This is a genomic window from Micromonospora sp. RV43, assembly GCF_001029515.1.
GTDB classification, from domain to species: Bacteria; Actinomycetota; Actinomycetes; order Mycobacteriales; family Micromonosporaceae; genus Micromonospora; species Micromonospora aurantiaca.
In genome coordinates, this window is sequence record NZ_LEKG01000045.1 from 22404 (window position 1) to 41903 (window position 19500).

Consider the following 19500-nt stretch of genomic DNA (forward strand, 5'->3'; position numbering starts at 1 on the left):
CAGGCTCGGGTTACCCAGAGCCACTTCCGGGGAGGGTGAGTGTCCACTGTCGTCATCAAGCGGCCGCCACGCCGCCCGGCACCGGAGATCCCGGTCGGTGAGCTGCCCGTCGAGGCGCCGCCGGAGATCCCCGCCGCGACCGGTGGGCGCTGGCAGCAGGCGCTGATGGTGCTGCCGATGCTCGGCGGGACGGTGGCCATGGCGATGATGTTCGGCCGCGGCGGCGGGGCCTACTCGTACGTGGTGGGCGGCATGTTCGGCCTCTCCTCGCTGGCGATGCTGGTCACCACCTGGGGCAGCGCCGGGCCGAAGAAGTCCGAGCTGATGGCCGCCCGCCGGGAGTACCTGCGCCACCTCGCCACGCTCCGGCGCCGGGTCCGGGAGACCGCCGGCGCCCAGCGGGCCGGGCTGTCCTACCGCCATCCCGAGCCGGGGCGGCTCTGGTCGACAGTCGACAGTCACCGGGTGTGGGAGCGCCGGCCGGGCGACCCGGACTTCGCCGTGGTCCGGGTCGGTGTGGGCCCGCAGACGCTCGCCACCCCGCTGGTCCCGCCGGTCGCCCGCCCGCTGGAGGAGCTGGAGCCGATGACGGCCGGGGCGCTGCGGCGCTTCCTGGACGCGTACTCGGTGGTGCCGGACCTGCCGGTGGCGCTGTCGCTGCGCAGTTTCGCCCGGGTCTTCGTGCGCGGCCCGGCCGGCCCGGTACGCGGCGCCGGCTCGCCCGCCGCGCAGGCGCTGGCCCGGGCGGTGCTCACCCAGCTCGCCGTCTTCCACGCGCCGGACGAGCTGCTGATCGCGGTCTGCGCCGGGCCGGAACGCCGGACCGCCTGGGAGTGGGTGAAGTGGCTGCCGCACGCCCACCATCCGGCGCGCACCGACGCGCTGGGCCCGGTGCGGCTGGTCACCAGCTCCGCCGCCGACCTGGAACGGCTGCTCGACGACGTGCTCGGCGTCCGGTCCCGGTTCAGCCCGCACGGCACCGCCACCGACGGGCCGCACGTCGTGGTGGTGCTCGACGGCGGTGACCTGACCGGCGCGACCGACCTGGCCGGTGACGGCGGCATCGACGCGGTCACAGTGCTCGACCTGGACACTCCGCCGCCCCGGCTGCTCGACCGGTACGCGCTCCTGCTCGACCTGGTCGACGGCCGGCTGCACTCGCACTCCGCGGAGGGGCACGCCGAGGTGGGCGCCGCCGACGCGCTGGCGCCCGCCGACGCGGAGGCGGTGGCCCGGCGGCTCGCGCCGCTGCGGCTGGCCGGCACGGTACGCGGACCGGACGCGCCGCCCGGCGCCGAGCTGGGTCTGCCCGAGCTGCTGGGTCTCGGCGACCCGGAGAGCTTCACCGCCGAGCAGGGCTGGGCGCCCCGGGCCGCGCGGGACCGGCTGCGGGTGCCGATCGGCGTGGGCGCCGACGGCGGGGCGATCGACCTCGACCTGAAGGAGTCGGCGCAGGACGGCATGGGCCCGCACGGCCTGCTGATCGGCGCGACCGGCTCGGGCAAGTCGGAGCTGCTGCGCACGCTCGTGCTCGGGCTGGCCGCCACGCACAGCTCGGAACAGCTCAACTTCGTCCTCGTCGACTTCAAGGGCGGCGCCACGTTCGCGCCGTTCGAGCGGCTGCCGCACACCGCCGCCGTGATCACCAACCTGGCCGACGCGCTGCCGCTGGTGGACCGGATGGTGGACGCGATCAACGGGGAGCTGATGCGCCGGCAGGAGCTGCTGCGCCGGGCCGGCAACTTCGCGAGCGTGCGCGACTACGAGCGGGCCCGGGCGGCCGGTTCGCCGCTGGCCCCGCTGCCGTCGCTGCTGCTGATCTGCGACGAGTTCTCCGAGCTGCTGTCCGCCAAGCCCGACTTCATCGACCTGTTCGTGCAGATCGGCCGGCTGGGCCGGTCGCTCGGGGTGCACCTGCTGCTTGCGAGCCAGCGGCTGGAGGAGGGGCGGCTGCGCGGGCTGGACACGCACCTGTCGTACCGGATCGGTTTGCGGACGTTCTCGGCGCTGGAGTCCCGGACGGTGCTGGGCGTGCCGGACGCGCACGAGCTGCCGCGCAGCCCGGGGCACGGTTACCTGCGCTCGGGCACCGATCCGCTGGTCCGGTTCAAGGCCGCGTACGTCTCCGGCGCGGTCCGCCGCCGCGGCGGCGGGGCGGGCGCGTCCGGCGCCGGTGAGGCGCGTGTGCTCGCGTTCTCCACCCACCTGGTCCCGGTGCCCGAGCCGCCCGCGCCCGTCGCCCCGCCCGCCGAGGACGACAGCGGCGAGACGTTGCTGGACCTGCTCGTGGACCGGCTGACCGGGCAGGGCCCACCGGCGCATCAGGTGTGGCTGCCACCGCTGGACGCCTCGCCCGCCCTGGACGAGCTGCTCGGCCCGGTCGGCGCCGACCCGGTACGCGGGCTCACGGTGGCGAATCCGGAGCTGCACGGGGCGCTCCAGGTGCCGGTGGCGGTGGTGGACAAGCCGTTCGAGCAGCGGCGTGACCTGCTCTGGCTGGCGCTGGACGGCGCGGCCGGGCACGTCGCTGTGGTCGGCACCACCCGCAGCGGCCGGTCCAGCCTGCTGCGCACCCTGGTCTGCGCGCTCGCGCTCACCCACACCCCGGCCGAGGTGCAGGTCTACTGCCTCGACTTCGGCAGCGGGACGCTGGGCACGCTGCGCGACCTGCCGCACGTGGGCGGTGTCAGCGGGCGGACCGACGGCACCGCGGTGCGCCGTACCGTCGGCGAGGTCGCCGGCCTGCTGGCCGAGCGGGAGCGGCGTTTCGCCGAGGCCGGTGTGGAGTCGATGGCCGCATGGCGACGGCGGCGGGCGGCGGGCGCGCCGGAGGAGTTCGGGGACGTGTTCCTTGTGGTGGACGGCTGGAACACGCTGCGCGGCGAGTACGAGGATCTGGAACCGCTGGTCACCGAGCTCGCCACCCGGGGCCTGGCGTACGGGGTGCACGTGGTGGCGAGCGCGCTGCGCTGGTCGGACTTCCGCCCGGCGATCCGTGACCTGTTCGGCTCCCGGCTGGAGTTGCGTCTCGGCGACCCGGCCGACTCGGTGGTGGTCAAGCGCGCGCTGGCGGCAACCGTGCCGGAGGAGCGTCCGGGACGCGGCATCACGGCGGGAGGACTGCACTTCCTCACCGCCGAACCCCGCGTCGAGGCACTGGGCGCGGAGACCGCCGACATGGTCAAGGCGGTCGCCGGCGCCTGGACCGGTCCGCCGGCGCCCCGGGTGCGGCTGCTTCCGCCGGTGCTGCCGTACGCCGAGCTGGACCAGAGCGCGACGAGCGGGCTGGCGTTCCCGATCGGCGTGGCCGAGGCGGACCTGTCCCAGGTGGTGCTGGACTTCGCCACCGAGCCGAACTTCCTGGTCTTCGGCGACGCCGAGTGCGGCAAGTCGTCGTTCCTGCGGGCGCTCGCCACCTCGATCGTCAACCGGTTCACCCCGGAGCAGGCCCGGGTGATGCTCGTGGACTACCGGCGCAGCCTGATGGGCGTGATCGAGACGCCGCACCTGATCGGGTACGGGACCGCGGCGCCGCACACCGCCGAGCTGATCGAGTCGGCCGCCGGCTATCTCCAGGGGCGGCAGCCGGGGCCGGAGGTGACCCCGGCGCAGCTGCGCAGCCGGTCGTGGTGGCAGGGACCGGAACTGTTCGTGCTCGTCGACGACTACGACCTGGTGGCCGGTGGCCCGACGAACCCGTTGCGGGCGTTGGAGGAGCATCTGCCGCACGCGCGGGACGTCGGGCTGCACCTGGTGCTGGCGCGGCGTACCGGCGGTGCCGGGCGGACCGCGTACGAGCCGATCGTGCAGCGGCTGCGCGAGCTGTCCACGGCCGGGCTGGTGATGTCGGGTGGCCCGGAGGAGGGCGCGCTCGTCGGTCAGGTCAAGGCCGGGCCGCTGCCCCCGGGGCGGGCGCGTCTGGTCACGCGCCGGGAGGGGGTGCGCCTGGTGCAGTTGGCGCATCTCCCGCCCGGGTGATCCGCCTCGCGGAGTTGCCCCGTGACGGTCGGGACAACCGGTAATCTCCGTGCAGCATGTGTCTGACGCGACCGAACGGCTGGGGAATGTGACAGGGGATCGGCAGGGACCGCCCGGTGGGCCGCCCCGGCGTCGCGCCGGACGCGCGCTGCTCGCCGCCGTGTCGGCGCTGGCCACCGTCGCCGGTCCGCTGGCGCCGCCGGCCCACGCCGCGCCCGCCGCCCCGGCCACAGTGGCGCGTCCCTGGGTGTCCCCCGACCGCCTGCTGCGCACCGATCAGGTACGCGACGAGCAGTGGCAGCTGGAGGAGTTGCGGGCGAAGACCGCGTGGCGCACCTCGACCGGGCGCGGCGTGGTGGTCGCGGTGATCGACTCCGGTGTGGACGGCACCCACCCCGACCTGGCGGGCCAGGTGCTGCCCGGCCTCGATCTGGTTACGCCGGACGGCTCGGACGGCCCGGACCCGGTGGGGCACGGCACCACGGTGGCCGGGCTTATCGCCGGGCGGGCCGACGACGACCGGGGCGTGCTGGGGCTCGCGCCGGACGCCAAGATCCTTCCGGTCCGGGTCCTCGACGCCGAGAACCGCTACGACGACGCGCTGATCATCGCCAAGGCGGTGCGCTGGGCGGTCGACAACGGCGCCCGGGTGGTCAACCTGTCGCTCGGCGGCGGCAGCGACAACCCGGCCCTGGCCGCGGCGCTCGACTACGCGTTCGCCCGGGACGTGGTGGTGGTGGCCTGCACCGGCAATCTGGCCACCTCGACGACCACCGAGGTCTGGTACCCGGCCCGGGAACCGGGTGTGCTCGCGGTCGCCGGGCTGGAGCGGACCAGCGAGAACCTCTGGTCCGGCTCGATCACGGGTCACGAGACGGTGCTCAGCGCCCCGGCCACCGGGCTCTACGGCGCCCGGCCGGAGGGCTACTGGCGGGTGCAGGGTACGAGCTTCGCCGCGCCGCTCGTCGCTGCGACGGCTGCCCTGGTCCGCGCGCGGTATCCGAAGATGTCAGCCGGGGACGTGGTGAACCGGCTGATCGCCACCGCCCGGGATCTCGGCCCGACCGGCCGGGACGACCGGTTCGGCTACGGCCTTGTCGATCCGGTGGCCGCGCTCACCGCCGACGTCCCGGCGGTGGGCCACAACCCGCTCGACGACAACGGCTCCCCCGGCGTGGTGGGCTTCGGGCCGGCGCCCGGCGACACGCGGGACACCCGGGCCGCCGCGGCGGGCCGGGGCGGTGACCCGCTGGGGCGTTCCTCGGAGGGCTGGAACGCCCGGCCGGCGGGCCAGACGGACGCCTCCGCCCCGGAACGGCTCTGGACCGGCCTGGCCCTGTTCGTCGCACTCGTCACCGGCACCGCGTTGATGGTTCGCCGGTTCCGGCAGACCCGTCGCTGAACCGGTCTGATCCCGCCCTCGGATGGGTAGGGAGAGCCCCATGGACACCACCGGGGCCACTGTCACGCGGCAGCGGTCGTGGCGGAGCCGCCGCCTCGACCCCGAGCACTCGCTGGGCCTGCGGCTCACCCTGGCCGCGGTCGCGGCGTTCCTGGTGCTGGTGCCGTTCGCCCTGATCGCACTGCTGGTGCTCGGCGCGTGGCCGCCTCTGCTGCGGCTGGACGCCTCGATCGCCGACGCGTTCCACGGGTACGCACAGGACCATTCCGTCTGGGTCGGTGTGATGACGGTCTGGACGCACGTGTTCGGGCCCGGGCCGCTGCGGGTGGCCGCGGTCGTTGTGGTGGTCTGGCTGGTCCGGCGCGGCGCGCCCCGGCTCGCGATCTGGGTGGTCGTCACAATGGCCGCCGGCGGGCTGCTCGGCGCGCTGCTCAAGCTGCTCGTCGGCCGGGACCGGCCGGATCTGCTCGACCCGGTGGCCCGGGCCGCCGGTTACTCGTTTCCGTCCGGTCACGCGCTCAACGCCACGCTGGCGGCGGGTGTGCTGCTGCTGGTGTTCCTGCCGTTCGTGCGGGACAGCCGCCGGGGCCGGGTCGCGCTGTGGACCGCCGCCGTGCTGGTCGCAGTGGTGACCGGGCTCAGCCGGATCGCGCTGGGCGTGCACTGGACCAGCGACGTGGTGGGCGGCTGGGTGCTCGGGGCGGCGGTGGTGGCCGCGACAGCGGCCGGCTTCGCCACCTGGCGCAGCGGATCCGGGCGGCCGTCCGCCCGTGCGCTCCGTGAGGGGGTCGAGCCGGAGCTGGCCGACCAGCGGCCGGAGGGCGGCCGGGCGTAACCGGACCCGCGCCGGGGTACAGGCGTGCCCATGTCCGATGTCGTGATCCGAGTCACCCGGCGTGTCCTGCTGCCGCTGGCCCTGCTCTTCGCGCTGATGGTGGGCCTGGGCCTGCTGGTGACCCGGGTGCTGGCCCGTACCTGGCCGTTCACCGTGGAGGACACGGTCAACCGTGAGCTGGCCGGCGACCGGACGCCGGGGTGGAACGACGTCTCGCTGGTGTTCAGCACGCTGGCCAGCACCCAGATGATCGTCGTGGTGACGGTGCTGGCGGCGCTGGTGCTGCGGCTGGTGCTGCACCGCTGGCGGGAGCCGCTGTTCCTGTGCGCGGCGGTGACCGCGCAGGCGCTGATCTTCCTGTTCACCACCATGGCCATCGACCGGAACCGCCCGGCCGTCGCGCACATGGACGCCTCCCCGCCCACGTCCAGCTTCCCGTCCGGGCACACCTCGGCGGCCACGGCGCTCTACGTCGGTCTCGCGGTGCTGCTGGCGCTGCGGGCGCGCAGCACCCCGGCCAAGGTCGGCTGGTGGACGCTGCTGGTGCTGGTGCCGATCGGCGTGGCGCTCACCCGGATGTACCGGGGCATGCACCACCCGAGCGACGTGGTCGCCTCGTTCCTCAACGGCGGCGCCTGCGTGGCGATCATGGCGCGGGCGGTACTCGACCGCACGCTCACCTGGGGCCGCGCCCGGCTGCCGCTGTCCCGCTCGGGCGACGAGGCGACACCGGCGGGAGCACCGGCGGGTGGCTGAGCGCCGCCGGCCGGCTCAGGTGCAGTCGCCGGTCGCCACTCCCCGGGTACGCTCCGCGCCCGCGAGCGCCACCGGTCGCGCCTCGGCGGCGGTCACCGCGAAACCGGTGTTCGGGTCGTCCGCCGCCGCCGCGAAGATCACGCCGAGCACCAGACCGTTCGAGGAGACCAGCGGGCCGCCGGAGTTGCCGCTGCGCACCAGCGCCCGGATCGTGTAGATCTCCCGGTTGACGTCACCGGCCGAGTAGATGTCCGGGCCGGTGATCCGGTCGACGTCCCGGATCCGGGCCGGGCGGGCGTCGTACGGGCCGTCGAGCGGGAAGCCGAGCACGATCGCGTCAGCGCCGGTGGCGGCCGGGCCGGCAGCGAAACGCAGCGACGGGCCGGGCAGCCCCGGTACGTAGAGCACCGCCAGATCCCGGTCCGGGTCGTAGACGACGACCTCGCCGTCGTACCGCTCGCCGCGCAGTTCCACAGCCACCGAGCGGGTGCCGGCCACCACGTGCGCGTTGGTCATCACCCGGTCGTCGGCGTACACGAAACCGGAGCCCTCGATGCGGCGCGAGCAGCTCGGCGCGGAGCCGAGCACCTTCACCACCGACCGCCTGCTGTTCTGCACCACCTGGGAGTTGGCGAGCGCCGGGTCGGGCGGTGCCACCTGCCGGGCCCGGGTCGGCGCGAGGTCGCCGAACACGTCCGGGAAGCCGTTGGTGTCGACCGTGTCGCGCAGCGCTGTGGACAGGTCCTGCGCCTTGTCCGGCAGCACCTGGTCGACGACGGTGAGCAGCGCGCTGTTGCGGACCGAGGAGGCCAGCCACGGCACCGAGGAGGAGCCGAGCGGCACGGCGACCAGCCACGCCACGAGCATGACCGCGATGACCGAGATGAACGCGCCGCCGACGTCGTCGATCTTCCGGCCGGCCGGGCCGGTGATGGCGGCCCGCAGGTTCGAGCCGAGCCAGCCCGCCAGCGCCTGCCCCAGCACCGCTAGCCCGAAGATCGCCACCAGGGAGATCAGCACGCGTGTGCCGCTCGCCGCGAACTGCTGCGCGATCAGCGGCCCGACCTGGAGGCCGAGCAGCGCTCCGAGGAAGAAGCCGGAGAACGACAGGGCTCCGATGACGAAACCCTGACGGTATCCGCTGATCGCGAACACGAGCATGAGCAGAAGAAGGACGAGATCCACGGCGGACACGCCCCAAGGGTACGGGCACGGGGCCCGTGCTCGGCTCAGCGCTCGCGGAACGTGACCCGGGGATGCGTACGGGTGATCACCGCACCGGGCTCTCGTCGGCCGCCTCGGTGCCCGCCGACGGAGCGGGCGTGGCGTCCACGGGCGGCAGGTCCACCACACGCGAGTGCGGCCAGGGCCGGGACCAGCCGCCCATCTCCAGCAGCCGGTCGATCACGCCTGCGGTGAAGCCCCAGACGAGCATGCCGCGTGCGGAGAAGGCGGGACCGATCCAGCCGCTCGGGTGGCGTACCCGCATGCGGTTGTCCGGGTCGACCAGCTCGGTGACCGGCAGCCGGGCCACGTGCGCGACCTCGGCCGGCTCACGCGGGTGCACCGGGTGCGGGTCGTGCCACCAGGCGAGCACCGGGGTGACCACGAAGTCGCTGACCGGGATCCAGAGCCGGGGCAGCTCGGCGAGCACTGTGACGCTGCCGGGGTCGAGGCCGACCTCCTCGTTCGCCTCGCGCAGCGCGGTGGCGCGGGCGTCGGCGTCCTCCGGGTCGGCCGCCCCGCCCGGGAAGGCCGGCTGCCCGGCGTGGTTGCGCAGCGTCGCGGCGCGCTGGAGGACGAGCACGTCCGGCCCGGCGCCGGGCTCCTCGCCGAGCAGCACCAGCACGGCGCTCTCCCGGCCGCCGCTGGACGGCGTGACGATGCGGGTGAAGTCCTCCGCCCGCGCGGTGCCGAGCCGGCCCAGCAGCGGGTCGAACCACAGCGGCGGCCGTCGGGTCATACCCGCACCCCGAGGTGACGTTCGAGCAGCGCGGCGAGGCGGGCGTCGTCGAGCGCGCCGGTCGCGTCGGTGTGCCGGATCCGGCCGTCGGCGTCGACGAGCACTGTGAGCGGGAACGCGTTGCGTTCGAGCGCGCGCTGAAACGCGTCGCCCTGGTCGAGCAGCATCGGGAAGTCGACGCCGTAGTCCTCGCCGATGGACTGCGCGCCGCCGCGGCTGTCCCGGCTGTTCACGCCGATCACCTGGAACCGGCCGTCGGCCCGCTCGCTGAGCCGCTGGAACGCGGGCAGCTCCTTGCGGCACGGCGGGCACCAGGAGGCCCACACGTTGATCACCGCCGGGCCCTTGACGTCGCGCAGGTTCACCGGCGCGCCGCCGGTAAAGCAGTTGAGCGTCAGGTCGGGGAGCTGGTCCCCGGCCTTCCCTGCAAGCGTCGGGGACGCGGCCTTCCCGGCGGACGTCGGGGACGCGGCGGCGGGCGCGACGGTCAGCGGGGCGCAGTCGGCGAACGGCGAGGGGCGCTCGGCCCGGGTCGCCGGCGCGGGACGTTCCGGCTCCTCGGCGGTGGCGGTACAGCCCGCCGTCGCCAGCAGCAGCGGGACGAGAAGGTACGCGAGCCGGCGCATCACGGCACGTCCGCCGCTGCCGCCTGCTGCGGCACCAGGTCGGGATCGAGGCCGACGGCCACCGCCAGGTCACGGGCGCGGGGGCCCTTGAGCAGCTTGGCCGCGGCGGCCGGCTCGGTCGGCCCGGTGCCGTACGCGGGACACAGCTTCGCCAGCGTGCACGCGCCGCAGGCCGGCTTGCGGGCGTGGCAGACCCGGCGGCCGTGGAAGATGACCCGGTGCGACAGCATCGTCCAGTCGCGCTTGGGGTAGAGCGCGCCGATCGCGTGCTCGATCTTCACCGGATCGGTCTCGGTGGTGAGCTGCCACCGGTGCACCAGCCGCTGGAAGTGGGTGTCGACGGTGATGCCGGGGACGCCGAAGGCGTTGCCGAGGATGACGTTGGCGGTCTTGCGGCCGATCCCCGGCAGGGTCACCAGGTCGTCGAGCCGCCCGGGCACCTCGCCGTCGTACCGCTCGCAGAGCGCCCGCCCGAGGTTGATCAGGGAGATGGTCTTGTTGCGGTAGAACCCGGTGGGCCGGATCAGCTCCTCCAGCTCGGCGCGGTCCGCTGCGGCGTAGTCGGCGGCGGTGCGGTAGCGGGCGAACAGCTTCGGCGTGACCTCGTTGACCTTCTTGTCGGTGCACTGGGCGGACAGGATCGTCGCCACTGCGAGCTCCAGCGCGTTGGCGTGGTCGAGTTCACAGTGCGCGTCGGGGTGCGTCTCGGTCAGCACGCGGCCGATGCGCCGGGCGCGGCGCGTACGACCGAGGTCGGTCTCGGGGGAGCGCGTGGTCACGTCGGCCAGCCTACGTCGCGGGGCCGACGCTCCGGCAGCTCGGCGCGGCGGGCGTGCGCTCAGCCACCCGCCGGTGCGGTGATCTTGCCGGTCCCGTCGAGCTTCGCGCCGGTGTCCGGGAAGTCGGAACGGTTCAGGTCACGGACCAGTCCGAGGCCGCGGTTCTGCCGGTCCACCGAGGGACGGCCCACGCCGTTCATCACGGTGGAGGTGAACGTGCCACCGGCGAACGTCCCGTCGGCGGTGAGCGACACCTTGAGCACGCCGCCCCAGCCGAGCCGGCCGGAGCTGTTCAGCGACTTCCCGCCACCGGCGAAGTTGCCGAGGCTGTACGCGATCAGCCGCCCCTTGTAGAACTCCATCCCGCGCAGCACGTGCGGGCCGTGCCCGATGACCAGGTCGGCGCCGGCGTCGATGACGGTCCGGGAGAAGCGGATCGGGTCGCCGCGGTTCTCGCCGAAGAACATCTCGGTGCCCGGCTTCACCCGGGTCTTGTCCGCCCCCTCGGCGCCCATGTGCACCTGCACCACCACGATCTGGGCCTGCTCCTTGGCCATCTCGACCACCTGCTTGGCGGCGTTCAGGTCGACCAGGCTGTTGGACCAGGGGTACGACGAGAAGCCCACCACGGCGACCTTGATGCCCTTGACGTCCACCACGGTGATCTCGCCCGGCGCGCCGGTGTGCTTGAGCCCGTGCGCCTCCAGCGCCGACTGGGTGTTCTCGTAGCCTTGGCGGCCGTAGTCGTAGCCGTGGTTGTTGGCCTGGTTGAGCAGCTGGAACCCCGCCGAGCGCAGGTGTGCGGCATAGCCGGGCGGCGCGCGGAACTGGTAGCAGTTCTTCGGCTCCGGGCCGCACTTGCCGGCGCCGGTGTCGTCGGTGAGCGGCTCCTCCAGGTTGCCCATCACCAGGTCGCCCTTGAGCGCCGACTTCACGTCGTCGAAGAAGCCCTTGCCGCCGTTCGGGGGCAGCCGGTCCGGCGCGTTGCCCATGATCACGTCACCGGTCGCGGTGAGCGAGATCGACGGCTCCTTCGACGCATCAGGCGCGGCCGGCTGGTCACCGGTGGCCGGCCCGGCCGAGCCGGTCGATCCGCCGCCCTGTCCCGTCTGCCACCTGGGGTCGCCGCCGGACCCGCCGGCGTCGCCGCCGCAGCCGGCGACGAACAGGACGGCGACGAGCGCGGCGAACGCGGCCAGGCGTCGGCCGAGCACCGCACGACGCGGGCCGGGCACGGCGGCTGGCGGTCCGGCGACGGCGGCGCGGAGGGTACGGGGCACAGAGCGGGCGGAAGCGTACATCGTCGGCGACGCTACCGTCCCCGGAACGCCGCGACGAGGGCCGATCGGTCGGAAAACCCGGCGTGTCGCGTGTGCCGGGCCCACGTCAGCCCGCCCGCCGGTCGGACCAGGGCACCACGGTCCCGGCGCCGCCGGAGCGCACGGCAGCGTGCACGGCCCGCGCCAGCGGTGCGCCCCAGGACGACCGGGGACCGCCGTACAGGGCCGGATCGCCGTCGGCCGGGCAGAGCACCGTCACCGCGTCGGTGGGGGTGCCCGTGGCGGGCAGTCCGAGTTCCCAGATCGCCTGGGCCTTCGCCTCGGTGGCGGTGGCCACGGCGTTGACCAGTGCAGCGTCGCCGAGCCGCACCGGGACGTACACGACGATGTTGACGGTGCCGACGTGCTGCGCGGGCCGGGCCGGCTCGCTCGCGGCCGACGGCGCCGGCTCGGGCACGGCGGACGGCTCGGGGGCGACGGTGGCCGGCTCGGGGGCGGCGGCCCAGACCGGCGTGCCCAGGCCGACAGTCGCCCAGACGCGGACGCCGCCGTCCGTGCGGCGGACCACCTCGCTCACGTCCACGCCGGTCAGCAGCCCGACCCCGGGGCCGTCCAGGTCGAGGCCGTGCGCCAGCTCGGCCAGGTGCGCGGCGGGGTCGTCCCGGTCGTACGACATGGGCACCGTCGCGTTCAGCACCCACCGGCGGACGCCGATCCCCCCGCCCAGCGGCGCGGAGCCGACCGCCAGCAGCGGGGCCTCGGCCCGCCAGGCCAGCATCGGGATGTCCCACCCGGATTCGGACCGGCTGGTCAGGAACGGCTCACACAGCACGCCGGTCACCCTACGATCACAGGTGGGAACGGGTGGCGCCGGCCCGTGCCGGGGGCGGGATCTTAGCCGCTCCCCAGGTCGGGTGGGTTACGCCCAACGATCAAGATTCCAGGGGTGCACCTCTGATTCCTGCTCATGTGCGCCTAGACTGGCGGCGCGCGAGGGATCAGCGGACGGCAGACCCGGCCGACGGACGGCACGCGCAGGCGGAGGTGCGCGATGGACGAGGTACTGGCCCGCAGCGGGATCTTCCAGGGTGTCGACCCGGAGGCTGCCGAGGCGCTCGCCAAGGAGATGGAGACGATCGAGGTCCGCAAGGGCGAGATCGTGTTCAACGAGGGCGAGCCCGGCGACAGTCTCTACATCCTCCTGTCCGGCAAGATCAAGGTGGGTCGCCGCGCGGCGGACGGCCGGCAGAACCTGATCGCCGTGATGGGCCCGTCGGACATGGTCGGTGAGCTGTCGCTCTTCGACCCCGGTCCGCGTACGGCGACGGCCACGGCGGTCACCGACACCCGCCTGGTCCGGCTGCGCAAGCAGGCGCTGCGGCCGTGGCTGAACAACCGGCCCGAGATCGCCGAGCAGCTGCTGCGGGTGCTCGCCCGCCGGCTGCGCCGGACCAACGACTCGCTCGCCGACCTGATCTTCACCGACGTACCGGGCCGGGTCGCCAAGAACCTGCTCCAGATGGCCGGCCGGTTCGGCACCCGCGACGGCGGCGTGCTGCGCGTGACGCACGACCTCACCCAGGAGGAGATCGCCCAGCTGGTCGGCGCCTCCCGGGAGACCGTCAACAAGGCGCTGGCCGACTTCGCCTCGCGCGGCTGGCTGCGGCTGGACGGCAAGAGCATCATCATCCTCGACCCGGAGCGCCTGGCTCGCCGCGCGCGGGTCTGACCCTCCGTACCGGCTTCCCGGCCCGGCCCGCCACCGCGCGGAGCCGGGCCGATGCCGTCTTCTGCTGCCGTCTTCTGCGCAGGCCGGGCCGATGCCGTCTCTGCCCAAGCCGGGGCCGTTGCCGCCTCTGAGCGGGCCGGTGCCGTCAGGGCGCGGGACGGCCAGCGCCGGCTCTGCCCGCCGCAGAATCGCTTGGTGCTCCCGCAACGGGGTCGCCAGGCTGGGACGATGCCTGATCGCGTCGCCGTCCTCTCCGACATCCACGGTGTGCTGCCCGCGCTGGAAGCAGTGCTGGCCGAGCCGGACGTGGCAGCCGCCGACCTGATCGTCCTCACCGGTGACCTGGCGGCCGGTCCGCAGCCGGTCGAGGTGCTGGACCGGCTGGCCGCGCTCGGTGACCGGGCCTGCTGGGTCGGCGGGAACGCCGACCGGGAGCTGGTGCAGGCGCGGGCCGGCAGGTCCTCCCCGATCGCCGTCTCGAACTGGGCCGCCGGGCAGCTCCGCGACGACCAGGTGGCCCGGCTGGCGGCGCTGCCGCCGTACGTCACGCTGCCGGTCACCGGTCTGGGCGACGTGCTGTTCTGCCACGCCACCCCGCGCGACGACGAGGAGGTCGTACTCGTGGACTCGCGGCTCGACCGCTGGGCCGAGGTCTTCGCCGGCCTGCCGGCCGAGATCGGCACGGTGGTCTGCGGACACACGCACATGCCGTTCACCCGGCTGGCCGATCGCCGCCTGGTGGTGAACCCGGGCAGCGTCGGCATGCCGTACGGGGGCGCCGGTGCCTGGTGGGCGCTGCTCGGCCCGGGCGTGCAGTTGCGCCGGACCCGCTTCGACGTGGACGCCGCCTGTGCCCGGGTCGCCGCCGAGTCCACGTTCCCTGATGCGGCGGCCTGGGCCGACGAGTACGTCCGCTCCCGCCACTCCGACGCCGACGCGCTCACGGTCTTCGCTCCGCGCGACGGCCGCTGAGGCGTTAACAAGGGGCCCTTCCTCTACCGCAGGCGTTAACAAGGGCCCCCTCCTTTCAGAAAAAGTCAGGCTTGACTGTTTGTTTTGGGCGGGGCACGCTGTCTGCGTGTCGAGCCGAGTTCCGCAGCAGGAGCGCAGCCGTGCCACCCAGGCCCGGCTGCTGGAGGCGACTGTCGAGTGCCTGGTGGAGCACGGCTGGTCCGGCACCACGACGACAGTGGTGGCAGCCCACGCCGGCGTCTCCCGGGGCGCCCAGCTGCACCACTACCCCACCAAGGCCGCCCTGGTGACCGCCGCCGTCACGCACCTGACCGAGCGCCGGGCGGCCGAGCTGCGCGCCGAGGCGGCGCACCTGCCGGTCGGCCCGAAGCGGCTCGACGGCGTGGTCGACCTGCTCGCCGCCTCGTTCACCGGCCCGCTGTTCGTGGCCGCGCTGGAACTGTGGGTGGCCGCGCGTACCGACGCCGAGCTGCGCGCCGCGCTGGTGCCGCTGGAGGCGCGGATCGGCCGCGAGATGCACCGGCTCACCGTCGAGCTGCTCGGTGTGGACGAGCGCAAGCCGGGCGTACGCGAGTCGGTGCAGGCCACCCTCGACCTGCTCCGCGGCCTCGGCGTGGCCAACCTGCTCAGCGACGACTCGCCCCGCCGCGCCGCCCTGCTGCACACCTGGAAACGCCAGCTCGCCGCGCTGCTCACCCCCGAGAGCGAGCGGCACTGATCCCCTGACGCCCCACCCCCGCCCGGAGGCACAATGGTCGACCTGACAGCCCTGCTCGCGGATCTGGCCGCCGAGTCCGAACAGCTCGACGCGCTCGTCGCGGACCTGCCGCCGGAAGGATGGGAGCGGCCGACACCGGCCCCGGGCTGGACCGTCGCGCACCAGGTCGCGCACCTGGCATGGACCGACCACGTCGCCTACCTGGCGGCCACCGACGAGTCCGCGTTCTTCGCCTCGGTGATGGCCGCACCGGACCCGTCGCGCCTGGTCGAGGACGGTGCCGAGTCCTTCCTGGCGCCACCGCCCGCGCTGCTGGCCCGGTGGCGTGCCGGCCGGTCGGCGCTCGCCGGGGCGCTCGCCGCCGTACCGGCCGGGCAGAAGATCCCCTGGTACGGCACCAGCATGTCGCCCACGTCGATGGTCACGGCACGGCTGATGGAGACGTGGGCGCACGGCGAGGACGTAGCAGACGCGCTGGGCGTCAGCCGTACTCCGACCGCGCGCCTGCGGCACATCGCGCACCTCGGCTTCCGTACCCTCGGGCACGGCTTCTCCGCCCACGGCCGCGACGTGCCCACGGCGCCGGTGCGGGTCGAGCTGACCGCGCCCGCGGACGGCGAGGTGTGGGAGTTCGGACCGGCCGACGCGACCGACCGGGTGACCGGCCCGGCGCTCGACTTCTGCCTGCTCGTCACGCAGCGCCGGCACCGCGCGGACCTGGTCCTGACCGCCACCGGGCCGGTGGCCGACGAGTGGCTGGACGTGGCCCAGGCGTTCGCCGGGCCGCCCGGCGACAAGCGCGAGCCGGCGAACGGAACCTCCTCATGAGCGTGCTGCGGATCGGGAACGCGTCGGGCTTCTACGGCGACCGCTTCACCGCCTGGCGGGAGATGCTCGACGGCGGCGAGCTGGACGTGCTGACCGGTGACTACCTGGCCGAGCTGACCATGCTCATCCTCGGCCGGGACCGGATGCGCGACCCGTCGCTCGGCTACGCCAAGACGTTCCTGCGTCAGGCGGAGGACGTGCTCGGCACCGCGCTGGAGCGCGGCGTCACGCTGGTCACCAACGCGGGCGGCCTCAACCCGGCGGGGCTGGCCGACGCGATCCGGTCACTCGGCGACCGGCTCGGCCTCCAGGTCCGGGTCGGGTACGTCGAGGGCGACGCGATCCAGCGGCCGGACGCGCTGACCGCGAACGCCTACCTGGGCGCGTTCGGGATCGCGGCCTGCCTCGACGCGGGCGCGGACGTGGTGGTCACCGGGCGGGTCACCGACGCCTCGCTGGCTGTCGGCCCGGCGATCGCCCGCTTCGGGTGGACCCGCGACGACCTCGACGCGCTGGCCGGCGCGACTGTCGCCGGACACCTGATCGAGTGCGGCGCGCAGGTCACCGGCGGCAACTTCAGCTTCTTCACCGAGTTGCCGGACGGCGGGCACCGGCCCGGCTTCCCGATCGCCGAACTGCACGCGGACGGCTCGTCGGTGCTCACCAAGCACGCCGGCACCGGCGGCGCGGTGACGGTCGAGACGGTCACCGCCCAGCTGCTGTACGAGGTGGGCGGACCGGACTACCTCGGGCCGGACGTGGTGACCCGGCTGGACACGGTACGGCTGGAGCAGGAGGGCCCGGACCGGGTACGCGTGTCCGGGGTGCGCGGCACGCCCCCGCCGGCCACGCTCAAGGTGGGCGTCAACAACCTGGGCGGCTTCCGCAACTCGATGACGTTCGTGCTGTGCGGGCTGGACATCCCGGCCAAGGCGGCACTGGTCCGGGGCCAGATCGAGGAGTCGGTCGGCACGGAGGGGCTGGAGTTCACGCTGGCCCGTACCGACCACCCGGACACCGGCGACACCGAGGCGGCGAGCGCGCTGCTGCACGTACACCTGCGGGACGGTGACAAGTCGCGGGCCGGGCGGGCGTTCTCGGCGGCGGCGGTGGAGCTGGCGCTGGCCTCCTACCCGGGCTGCACGCTGACCACGCTGCCCGGCGACGCGACGCCGTACGGGGTGTTCACCGCCGACACGATCGCGCAGGACGCTGTCGAGCACGTCGCGGTGCTGCCCTCCGGGGAGCGGGTGGCGATCGCGCCGCCGACGGTGACGGGCGGTTTGCAGGGGGCCCCTGTACAACACGAGGCGTTAACAAGGGGCCCTTCCTTGCACGGCACCCGGCGGGGGCCGCTCGGTGAGCTGGTCGGGGCGCGGTCGGGCGACAAGGGTGGCGACGCCAACCTGGGCGTCTGGGCCCGCACCGACGCGACCTGGCCGTGGCTGCGCGACTGGCTGACGGTGGAGCGGCTGGCCGAGCTGCTGCCGGAGACGGCGGCGCTGGCCGTCGAGCGGTACGAGCTGCCGAACCTGCGCGCTGTCAACTTCGTGATCCGAGGGCTGCTGGGGCAGGGCGTGGCCGCGTCCACCCGGTTCGACCCCCAGGCCAAGGCGCTCGGCGAGCTGCTGCGCTCGCGAGTGGTCGATCTTCCGACGGAGGTTCCGGCATGACCATCGTGGACACGCCGGAACGCCGGCAACTGCGCGAGCTGACCCGTTCGTTCGTGACCCGGGAGGTGCTGCCGCACCTGTCCGACTGGGAGCGGGCGGGCGAGGTACCCCGGTCGCTGCACGAGACCGCCGCCAAGATCGGCCTGCTCGGCATCGGCTTCCCGGAGTCGGTCGGCGGCAGCGGCGGCGACCTGCTCGACTCGATGGTGGTCACCGAGGAGATCATCCGCTCGGGCGGGTCGTCCGGGCTGGTCGCCGCGTTGTTCACGCACGGGATCGCGCTGCCGCACATGGTCGAGACCCAGGACGAAGGGCTGATCGACAAGTACGTGCGGCCCGTGCTCGCCGGGACGATGATCGGCGCGCTGGCGATCACCGAACCGGACGGCGGCTCGGACGTGGCGGGCATCCGCACCTGCGCGGTCCGCGACGGTGACCACTACGTCGTCAACGGGTCCAAGACGTACATCACCAGCGGGGTCCGCGCCGACTTCGTCACCACTGCTGTCTGCACCGAGTTCCCCGGTTCGGGCTCGGTCAGCCTGCTGGTCATCGACAAGGGCACGCCCGGGTTCACGGTGGGGCGGCGGCTGGAGAAGCTGGGCTGGCACTGCTCGGACACCGCCGAGCTGTCCTTCGTCGACGTGCGGGTGCCGGTGACGAACCGGGTCGGCCCGGAGGACACCGGCTTCCTCGCCATCATGCAGCAGTTCGCCAACGAGCGGCTGTCGCTCGCCACCCAGGCGTACGCGACCGCGCAGCGCTGCGTGGACCTGGCCGTGCAGTGGTGCCGGGACCGCCAGACGTTCGGCCGGCCGCTCGTCGGGCGCCAGGTCGTCCGGCACAAGCTGGCCGAGATGCACAGCCGCACCGACGCGGCGCGGGCGTACGTGCACGACGTCGCCGAGCGGGTGGCCGCCGGGCAGCCGGTGGTGACCGAGGTGGCGATGGCGAAGAACGTGGCGGTGGCCACCTGCGACTGGGTGGTCGACGCGGCGCTGCAACTGCACGGCGGCTTCGGCTACATGCGCGACGCCGAGGTGGAGCGGCACTACCGCGACGCCCGTCTGCTCGGCATCGGCGGCGGCACCACCGAGATCATGAACGAGATCATCGCGAAGGGCATGGGCCTATGAGCACGACTGTCCTGCAGAGCACCATCGACCCGTCCGCGCCCGCCTTCACCGCCAACCGGGAGGCGCTGCTGGAACGCCTGGCGGAGCTGGAGGAGGCGCTCGACCAGGCCCGGGGCGGTGGCGGCGAGAAGTACGTGACCCGGCACCACGGTCGCGGCAAGCTGCTCCCCCGGGAGCGGATCGAGCTGCTGCTCGACCCGGACAGCCCGTTCCTGGAGTTGTCGTCGGTGGCCGCGTACGGCACGGACTTCCCGGTCGGTGCCAGCACCGTGACGGGCATCGGCGTGGTCGAGGGCGTCGAGTGCCTGATCGTGGCGAACGACCCGACGGTACGCGGCGGCGCGATCAACCCGTGGTCACTGGCGAAGACCCGGCGGGCCGGTGAGATCGCGGCGGCCAACCGGCTGCCGATGGTGAACCTGGTCGAGTCGGCTGGCGCCGACCTACCCACCCAGGCGGAGATCTTCATTCCCGGCGGCCGGGTGTTCCGCGACCTGACCCGGATGTCCGCGCAGCGGATCCCGACCGTGAGCGTGGTCTTCGGCAACGCCACAGCAGGTGGCGCATACGTGCCGGGCATGTCGGACTACACCGTCATGATCCGCGACCGTTCGCAGGTCTACCTGGCCGGACCGCCGCTGGTGAAGATGGCCACCGGCGAGGTCACCGACGACGAGTCGCTCGGCGGCGCGGCGATGCACGCCACCACGTCCGGCCTGGCCGACTTCCTCGCCGAGGACGAGCGCGACGGCATCCGGCTGGCCCGGCAGTGCGTCCGCCGGCTCAACTGGCGCAAGCACGGCCCCCCGCCGCGCAACCCCCACC

At 74.0% G+C, this 19500-nt stretch carries 17 protein-coding genes; 11 read left to right on the forward strand and 6 right to left on the reverse strand.

What is annotated here, in order from left to right; genetic code table 11:
- The first annotated feature begins 39 nt into the window (after window positions 1-39).
- From eccCa to ABD52_RS13760, 4 genes are all read left to right on the forward strand, one after another.
- Entirely contained in the window at window positions 40-3978 is a 3939-nt protein-coding gene (gene eccCa, locus ABD52_RS13745; RefSeq protein WP_047892071.1) for a type VII secretion protein EccCa, read from the forward strand.
- Window positions 3979-4066: 88 nt separating this feature from the next.
- Window positions 4067-5380, forward strand: a complete 1314-nt coding sequence (mycP, locus tag ABD52_RS13750; protein ID WP_200905187.1) for a type VII secretion-associated serine protease mycosin — start codon at window positions 4067-4069, stop codon at window positions 5378-5380.
- A 40-nt stretch (window positions 5381-5420) separates the two neighbouring features.
- Window positions 5421-6215 carry a phosphatase PAP2 family protein gene (locus ABD52_RS13755; protein WP_047892073.1) on the forward strand — a complete coding sequence of 265 codons (795 nt, stop codon included), beginning with the start codon at window positions 5421-5423 and terminating at the stop codon, window positions 6213-6215.
- A gap of 30 nt (window positions 6216-6245) precedes the next feature.
- Entirely contained in the window at window positions 6246-6971 is a 726-nt protein-coding gene (locus ABD52_RS13760; protein WP_030273753.1) for a phosphatase PAP2 family protein, read from the forward strand.
- A 15-nt stretch (window positions 6972-6986) separates the two neighbouring features.
- Here ABD52_RS13760 and ABD52_RS13765 read toward each other — a convergent pair whose 3' ends face one another.
- The 6 genes from ABD52_RS13765 to ABD52_RS13790 form a co-directional block, all read right to left on the reverse strand.
- Entirely contained in the window at window positions 6987-8165 is a 1179-nt protein-coding gene (locus ABD52_RS13765) for a MarP family serine protease (protein WP_013289000.1), read from the reverse strand.
- A gap of 76 nt (window positions 8166-8241) precedes the next feature.
- Window positions 8242-8934, reverse strand: a complete 693-nt coding sequence (locus tag ABD52_RS13770; protein WP_013474985.1) for a CoA pyrophosphatase — start codon at window positions 8932-8934, stop codon at window positions 8242-8244.
- Window positions 8931-9560, reverse strand: coding sequence for a TlpA disulfide reductase family protein (locus tag ABD52_RS13775; RefSeq protein WP_047892074.1), 630 nt, complete (start codon window positions 9558-9560; stop codon window positions 8931-8933). Before ABD52_RS13775 ends, ABD52_RS13770 begins: the two co-directional genes overlap by 4 nt.
- Window positions 9560-10339 (reverse strand): endonuclease III, encoded by a 780-nt coding sequence (gene nth / locus ABD52_RS13780; RefSeq protein ID WP_047892075.1) that lies wholly within the window; start codon window positions 10337-10339, stop codon window positions 9560-9562. Before nth ends, ABD52_RS13775 begins: the two co-directional genes overlap by 1 nt.
- A 59-nt stretch (window positions 10340-10398) precedes the next feature.
- Complete coding sequence (locus tag ABD52_RS13785; protein WP_222947413.1) at window positions 10399-11538, reverse strand: CapA family protein; 1140 nt, start codon at window positions 11536-11538, stop codon at window positions 10399-10401.
- A gap of 187 nt (window positions 11539-11725) precedes the next feature.
- A complete protein-coding gene (locus ABD52_RS13790; protein ID WP_047892081.1) occupies window positions 11726-12451 on the reverse strand; it encodes an adenosylcobinamide amidohydrolase in 726 nt (241 codons plus the stop codon).
- 219 nt (window positions 12452-12670) lie between these two features.
- Between ABD52_RS13790 and ABD52_RS13795 the strand changes: the two genes are divergently transcribed.
- The 7 genes from ABD52_RS13795 to ABD52_RS13825 all read left to right on the forward strand — a co-directional run.
- On the forward strand, window positions 12671-13348 hold the full coding sequence (locus ABD52_RS13795; RefSeq protein WP_007466162.1) for a Crp/Fnr family transcriptional regulator: 678 nt from the start codon (window positions 12671-12673) through the stop codon (window positions 13346-13348).
- Between the two features lie 228 nt (window positions 13349-13576).
- On the forward strand, window positions 13577-14320 hold the full coding sequence (locus ABD52_RS13800) for a metallophosphoesterase (RefSeq protein WP_047892076.1): 744 nt from the start codon (window positions 13577-13579) through the stop codon (window positions 14318-14320).
- 106 nt (window positions 14321-14426) lie between these two features.
- On the forward strand, window positions 14427-15038 hold the full coding sequence (locus ABD52_RS13805) for a TetR/AcrR family transcriptional regulator (protein WP_013289007.1): 612 nt from the start codon (window positions 14427-14429) through the stop codon (window positions 15036-15038).
- A 33-nt stretch (window positions 15039-15071) separates the two neighbouring features.
- Window positions 15072-15866 carry a TIGR03084 family metal-binding protein gene (locus ABD52_RS13810; protein ID WP_047892077.1) on the forward strand — a complete coding sequence of 265 codons (795 nt, stop codon included), beginning with the start codon at window positions 15072-15074 and terminating at the stop codon, window positions 15864-15866.
- Window positions 15863-17539 carry an acyclic terpene utilization AtuA family protein gene (locus ABD52_RS13815; RefSeq protein WP_047892078.1) on the forward strand — a complete coding sequence of 559 codons (1677 nt, stop codon included), beginning with the start codon at window positions 15863-15865 and terminating at the stop codon, window positions 17537-17539. Before ABD52_RS13810 ends, ABD52_RS13815 begins: the two co-directional genes overlap by 4 nt.
- Complete coding sequence (locus tag ABD52_RS13820) at window positions 17536-18675, forward strand: acyl-CoA dehydrogenase family protein (RefSeq protein WP_013474978.1); 1140 nt, start codon at window positions 17536-17538, stop codon at window positions 18673-18675. Before ABD52_RS13815 ends, ABD52_RS13820 begins: the two co-directional genes overlap by 4 nt.
- The coding region (locus ABD52_RS13825) for a carboxyl transferase domain-containing protein (protein ID WP_047892079.1) at window positions 18672-19500 on the forward strand (829 nt) is incomplete at its 3' end. The genes ABD52_RS13820 and ABD52_RS13825, both read left to right, overlap by 4 nt.

What these genes read in the sequence shown, in the direction of transcription:
- ABD52_RS13755 (WP_047892073.1), top strand. Translation starts at nt 5,421, where the DNA reads ATGGACACCACCGGGGCCACTGTCACGCGGCAGCGGTCGTGGCGGAGC.
- ABD52_RS13760 (WP_030273753.1), top strand. Translation starts at nt 6,246, where the DNA reads ATGTCCGATGTCGTGATCCGAGTCACCCGGCGTGTCCTGCTGCCGCTG.
- ABD52_RS13770 (WP_013474985.1), bottom strand. Translation starts at nt 8,934, where the DNA reads ATGACCCGACGGCCGCCGCTGTGGTTCGACCCGCTGCTGGGCCGGCTC.
- ABD52_RS13775 (WP_047892074.1), bottom strand. Translation starts at nt 9,560, where the DNA reads ATGCGCCGGCTCGCGTACCTTCTCGTCCCGCTGCTGCTGGCGACGGCG.
- ABD52_RS13795 (WP_007466162.1), top strand. Translation starts at nt 12,671, where the DNA reads ATGGACGAGGTACTGGCCCGCAGCGGGATCTTCCAGGGTGTCGACCCG.
- ABD52_RS13800 (WP_047892076.1), top strand. Translation starts at nt 13,577, where the DNA reads ATGCCTGATCGCGTCGCCGTCCTCTCCGACATCCACGGTGTGCTGCCC.
- ABD52_RS13810 (WP_047892077.1), top strand. Translation starts at nt 15,072, where the DNA reads ATGGTCGACCTGACAGCCCTGCTCGCGGATCTGGCCGCCGAGTCCGAA.
- ABD52_RS13815 (WP_047892078.1), top strand. Translation starts at nt 15,863, where the DNA reads ATGAGCGTGCTGCGGATCGGGAACGCGTCGGGCTTCTACGGCGACCGC.
- ABD52_RS13820 (WP_013474978.1), top strand. Translation starts at nt 17,536, where the DNA reads ATGACCATCGTGGACACGCCGGAACGCCGGCAACTGCGCGAGCTGACC.